Origin of the sequence: Streptomyces sp. NPDC006265 (assembly GCF_040613555.1) — a bacterium.
Taxonomy (GTDB): domain Bacteria; phylum Actinomycetota; class Actinomycetes; order Streptomycetales; family Streptomycetaceae; genus Streptomyces.
The window spans coordinates 1-5,127 of the sequence record NZ_JBEXSH010000672.1 but is presented as its reverse complement, the minus strand read 5'-3'; the positions used below and the strand labels follow the sequence as shown (position 1 = coordinate 5,127).

At 71.2% G+C, this 5,127-nt stretch carries 5 protein-coding genes and 1 riboswitch; of the genes, 4 read left to right on the top strand and 1 reads right to left on the bottom strand.

Annotated elements, in window-relative coordinates; genetic code table 11:
- Positions 1 to 488, top strand: a 488-nt coding sequence (locus ABZ281_RS37105) for a cupin domain-containing protein (protein ID WP_356662438.1), incomplete at its 5' end; no start/stop codon positions are given.
- Positions 485 to 604 carry a DUF6126 family protein gene (locus tag ABZ281_RS37100; RefSeq protein ID WP_037820178.1) on the top strand — a complete coding sequence of 40 codons (120 nt, stop codon included), beginning with the start codon at positions 485 to 487 and terminating at the stop codon, positions 602 to 604. The genes ABZ281_RS37105 and ABZ281_RS37100, both read left to right, overlap by 4 nt.
- 16 nt (positions 605 to 620) lie before the next feature.
- On the opposite strand, the gene ABZ281_RS37095 is transcribed toward ABZ281_RS37100, so the two are convergent.
- Positions 621 to 1,418: a tyrosine-protein phosphatase gene (locus ABZ281_RS37095; RefSeq protein ID WP_356662437.1), complete on the bottom strand. Its 798-nt coding sequence runs from the start codon at positions 1,416 to 1,418 to the stop codon at positions 621 to 623.
- 180 nt (positions 1,419 to 1,598) lie between these two features.
- Here ABZ281_RS37095 and ABZ281_RS37090 point away from each other — a divergent pair, with 180 nt between their 5' ends.
- Positions 1,599 to 3,674: an alpha-galactosidase gene (locus ABZ281_RS37090; protein ID WP_356662436.1), complete on the top strand. Its 2,076-nt coding sequence runs from the start codon at positions 1,599 to 1,601 to the stop codon at positions 3,672 to 3,674.
- Between the two features lie 313 nt (positions 3,675 to 3,987).
- Positions 3,988 to 4,144: riboswitch (cyclic di-AMP (ydaO/yuaA leader) on the top strand.
- 4 nt (positions 4,145 to 4,148) lie between these two features.
- Positions 4,149 to 5,069: a LysM peptidoglycan-binding domain-containing M23 family metallopeptidase gene (locus ABZ281_RS37085; RefSeq protein WP_356662435.1), complete on the top strand. Its 921-nt coding sequence runs from the start codon at positions 4,149 to 4,151 to the stop codon at positions 5,067 to 5,069.
- Positions 5,070 to 5,127: the final 58 nt, after the last annotated feature.

Genomic DNA, 5,127 nt, shown 5'->3' with positions numbered 1-5,127 from the left:
CCCACCACCCCCGGCGCGACACCGCGCAGCGCCAGCCCCCGCCGCCCATGCGGCACCCACCCGCCCGTGTCTACGGAACCACGGTCGCCGAGCTGCTCGGCGAGACGGTCGCCGGACGGGACGCCGTGATCCGCGCGGCCGGCATGGAACCCACGGCGGCGGGCGGCTGGACCTACTGGCAGGCCGGCGCCCCGGGCCGCGGGATGCAGGCCCTGCGCGTCCACGTTCCGTACGGCTCCCAGGGCGACGTCGTGCGCGTCCACCCCGGCGAGGAGTGGCTCCATGTGCTGCGCGGCCGGCTGCGGCTGCGCCTCGGGGACAGCACGCACCGGCTGGCGGCCGGCGACAGCGCCCACTTCGACTCGCTCACCCCGCACTGGATCGCGGCCGAGGACCACGACGGCGTCGACCTGCTCTTCGTGCACACCCTGCTGCAGAGCCCCACGGCCGCCCTGTGCCTGGGCCCCACCCCTGGAGACGCGTCATGAGCGACATGGAGGAGAAGTTCCCCCGCGCCCTGTGGGTGAGGCTGTTCGTCTACCTCATCGCCGGCCACATCTTCGCCGCGTTCGTGTACCTGCTCTTCGCGCTCGGGGCGAAGTAGCCCCCGCTCGGGCCTCTCAGTCGAGAAGCCGCTCGCGCAGCCGCTCCCGGGTCTCCGGGGTGAGGTTCAGCCCCTTCTCCAGATAGGCCTCGGCGCCGCCCCAGGTCTCCTCGATGGTGTCGAAGGCCGCCGTCAGGTACTCGGCGCGGGCGTCGAAGAGGGGGCTGAGCAGCTCCATGACCTCGGGGGAGTAGGCCGAGGCGGCCGAGCTGCTGCGGTGCACCTTGTAGCGGCGGTGCTTGGCGTTCGACTTCAGGTAGTCCTCGACGATCGCCTCGCGCTCGACGCCCACCGCCAGCAGCGTCACCGCCACGGACAGACCCGCGCGGTCCTTGCCCGCCGCGCAGTGCATCAGGGCGGGGACGCTGTCCTGCGCGAGGGCGTGCAGCACCCGGGAGTGCTCGTCGGTGCGGTGCTTGATGATCGTGCGGTAGGAGGCGATCATGCGACCGGCGCCCTTGCCGTCCGAGAGGATCGCGCGCAGCTGCTCCAGATCGCCGTCGCGGACCATCTTCCAGAACTCGGCGCCGTCGGCGGGGTCGCTCAGCGGCAGGTTCACGTTGCGCACACCGGGCAGCTCGACGTCCGGCCCCTCGAGCTTGTGGTCGGCGGCGTTGCGGAAGTCGAAGATCGTATGCAGGCCCAGCGCGGTCAGGAAGGCGGCGTCCTCCCCGGTCGCATGGGCGAGGTGGCCGCTGCGGAACAGCACTCCCTGGCGCACCCGCCGTCCGTCCACGGTCGGAAGTCCGCCCACATCACGGAAGTTGCGCACTCCGGCCAGCTCGGGCTCGGTCGACGGGACCTGCTGTGTCACGAGGGCTCCTCCCCTTCGGCGCCGCCGCCGCGGCTCGTCGGCGGGCACGACTCGACGATACGACATGCCTGCCTGGGGCAATGAGTTGTCCACAGGGCGTTGCCCGGAGCCCCCCCGGCCCTTGATGATGTTGCCGCCTGGTCGCACCTGGTCGGGCTTGTTCGAATCTGTGAGGGCGTGATGCTGGACATCTCCGAGGACGGTCGTACGTGGGTGCTCTCCGGGCCGGCCAGCAGCTACGCCGTCCATGTCACCGAGCGGGACGAGCTGCTGCACCTGCACTGGGGCCCCCGGATCGGCCTGGCCGACGCCGAGGCCCTCGCCGTCCGGCCGCTGCCGGACTACTGGCCCTTCGAGTCCCCGCTCGACGGACGCGAGGAGTACCCGGTCGAGGGCGGACCCCGTTTCGCCCGCCCCGCCCTGTCCGTGCGCACGGCCGGGCGGCGCGGCACCGAGTGGGTCCACGAGGGGCACGACACCGAGGACGGCGAGCTGCGGCTCCGGTTCCGTGACGGCGACCTCGCCGTCACGCTGCACTACCGGATGCGCTCCACGACGGATGTCCTCGAGCGGTGGGTGACCCTGGCCAACCGGGGACCGGCCCTCGAACTGCTGCGCGCCGACTCCGCCACCTGGACCCTGCCCGACCGCGACGCCTGGCGGCTGTCCCAGCTGCACGGCCGCTGGGGCGCGGAGTCCCGGCTGACGCGCTCCGGTCTCACCCACGGCGAGAAGGTCATCGGCAGCCGCCGCGGGCACACCTCCCACCAGCACCTGCCGTGGGTCGCCCTCGACACCGACGCCACCGAGGAGCGCGGCGAGGTCTACAGCTGCGCCCTCGGCTGGTCCGGGTCGTGGCGGATCGCCGTGGCCCAGCTGCCGGACGCGCGCGTGCAGATCACCGGCGGCGCCGGCCACGACGACTCGGGTCTGCTGATGCTGGGCACAGGGGAGTCGTACACGACGCCCGTCTTCGCGGGGCTCTGGAGCGACGGCGGTTTCGGCGGGGCCAGCCGCGCCTGGCACGCGTACCAGCGGGCGCATGTGATCCCGGACGCAGGCCAGGACCGGCCGGTGCTGTTCAACTCCTGGGAGGCCACCGAGTTCGACATCTCCGAGGAGCAGCAGCGGGCGCTCGCCGAGCGGGCCGCCGCCATGGGCGTCGAGCTGTTCGTGGTCGACGACGGCTGGTTCGCGGCGCGCACCAGCGACCGGGCCGGACTCGGCGACTGGACTCCCAACCCCGACCGCTTCCCGGGCGGGCTGACGCCGCTCGCCGACCACGTGCACGGCCTGGGCATGCGGTTCGGGATCTGGGTCGAGCCCGAGATGGTCAACCCGGACAGCGACCTGTACCGCGCCCACCCCGACTGGGCGCAGTACCAACCGGGACGAAAGCGGACGGAATTCCGCAATCAGCTCGTGCTCAACCTCGCCCGCGAGGACGTCCGGGAGTACCTCTGGGAGCAGCTCCACGGGCTTCTCTCCAGCGCTCCCGTCGACTATGTCAAGTGGGACTTCAACCGCTGCTTCACCGACGCCGGCTGGCCGGACGACCCCTACCCGCAGCGGCTGTGGGTCGACCACGTGCACGGCCTGTACGCCCTGCTGGACCGGCTGCGGGCCGCCCATCCCGGCGTGGCCTTCGAGTCCTGCTCGGGTGGCGGCGGCCGGATCGACCTCGGAGTGCTGAGCCGCACGGACCAGGTGTGGACCTCCGACAACACCGACCCGCTCGACCGGCTCACCATCCAGCACGGGTTCAGCCAGATTCACCCGGCCCTGGTCATGGCCGCCTGGGTCACCGACAGCCCGAACGCCATGCTCAACCAGCGGGCCAGCTCCCTGCGGTTCCGGTTCGTCAGCGCCATGGCCGGGGTGCTGGGCGTCGGCGGCGACCTCACGCGGTGGACGGCGGAGGAGCTCGCCGAGGCGCGGGAGTGGGTGGCGCTCTACAAGGAGATCCGGCCAGTGGTGCAGCGTGGCGACCTGTACCGGCTGCGTCCCCCGGAGGGCGGAGCGAGCGCCGTGCAGTATGTCCTCGGCGACGAGACCGTCGTCCTCGCCTGGCTCCAGGCGCAGCGCTACGGGGAGCCCGCGCCGGCACTCCGGCTGCGCGGTCTCGACCCGACAGCAGAGTACGAATGCCTCGAAACAGGCGAAGTGTACCGAGGGGCCGTACTGCTTCATCACGGACTGCGAGTCGGCCTGTGCGGGGACCTGGACGCCATGGTCGTCCGGCTTAAGCGGAAGTAGCCGTTCTGTCCGAATAGGGAGCTTCGGCCGCTAAGGGATAACGTGCCCCGATCGTAAAGGAGATGAGGGCGGGGTGCGTGACCATCGTCATATTCGTGACGATGTGCTGTCGCCATGTTCACGTAATTCTGGCGTTATTCAGGGGTATTGAGGAAAGCGGGAGATCCGCAATCCACGCTCGGTGACGGCACATGTGGCGACGCGTCAAGAAAAACACCGTCACGGACAACCGCAAGCTTGTCCCATTGCGTCTTGGTCGCTTACGTTCCACACCAATCCGGACGGACGCCTAATCCTGCCGCCGCCCGGAGCCCCACACACTGACCCGACGTACGGCAGGAGCGGGGGACCCACAGGTAAGACGCCTGTTCCGGTTCCCGGAACGGCTTGGGGTTAAGCCGCGCCACGGCGCGGCCGGGCATCTCCAGCCCGCACCCGACAGCTCACCTCGCAGGCGACGGAGAGGAATTCGTCATGCCCGCGAAGGGTAAGCACCGCCGCCCCAAGTCCCAGCGCTTCACCCGCTCCATCGCCGTCGCCGGAACCGGCGGGGCCGCCCTCGCCCTGCCGCTCATGGGGGCCGCCGGCGCCCACGCCGCCACCCCGCAGTCGGCTCCGGAAAAGGCCGTCCAGTCCGCTCCGGCCGCCGAGAAGAAGGCCGCCGAAAAGGCCAATGGCCCCCGCACGTACACAGTGAAGGCCGGCGACTATCTCGCCAGGATCGCCGACGACCAGAACGTCAGCGGTGGCTGGAAGAAGCTCTACGCGGACAACCGTGACGCCGTCGGCTCCGACCCGTCGCTGATCCACCCGGGCCTGAAGCTTTCGATCGGCAAGAAGGCCGCGAACGCGCCGAAGTCCGCGGCCCCGGCCCCGGCCGCGCCGAAGGCCTCGGCCTCGAAGTCGTCCGCCGCCGAGTCGGCCCCGAAGGCGGAGACCGCAGCGAAGCCGGCCGCCGCCAAGCCCGCCGCCGAGAGCAACTCCAGCGCCTACACCCTCCCGGTGGACGGTGCCACCGTCGGCACCCCGTACCACATGTCCGGCAGCATGTGGTCCAGCGGCTACCACACCGGTGTCGACTTCGTCGTCCCGACCGGCACCTCCCTCAAGGCCGTCGGTGCGGGCACGGTCGTCTCCGCCGGCTGGGGCGGCGCCTACGGCAACCAGGTCGTCATCAAGCTGAACGACGGCCACTACGCCCAGTACGCCCACCTGTCCCAGCTCTCCGTCTCGGCCGGCCAGACCGTGACGGCCGGGCAGCAGGTCGGCCTGTCGGGCGCGACCGGCAACGTGACCGGACCACACCTGCACTTCGAGATCCGCACCACGCCGGACTACGGCTCCGACGTGGACCCGGTCGCCTTCCTGCGCTCGCACGGCGTCTCCGTCGGCTGACCGACCGCACGACCACCTGCCTGACACGCCTCCGAAGGCCGGACCCCGATCCCCGGGT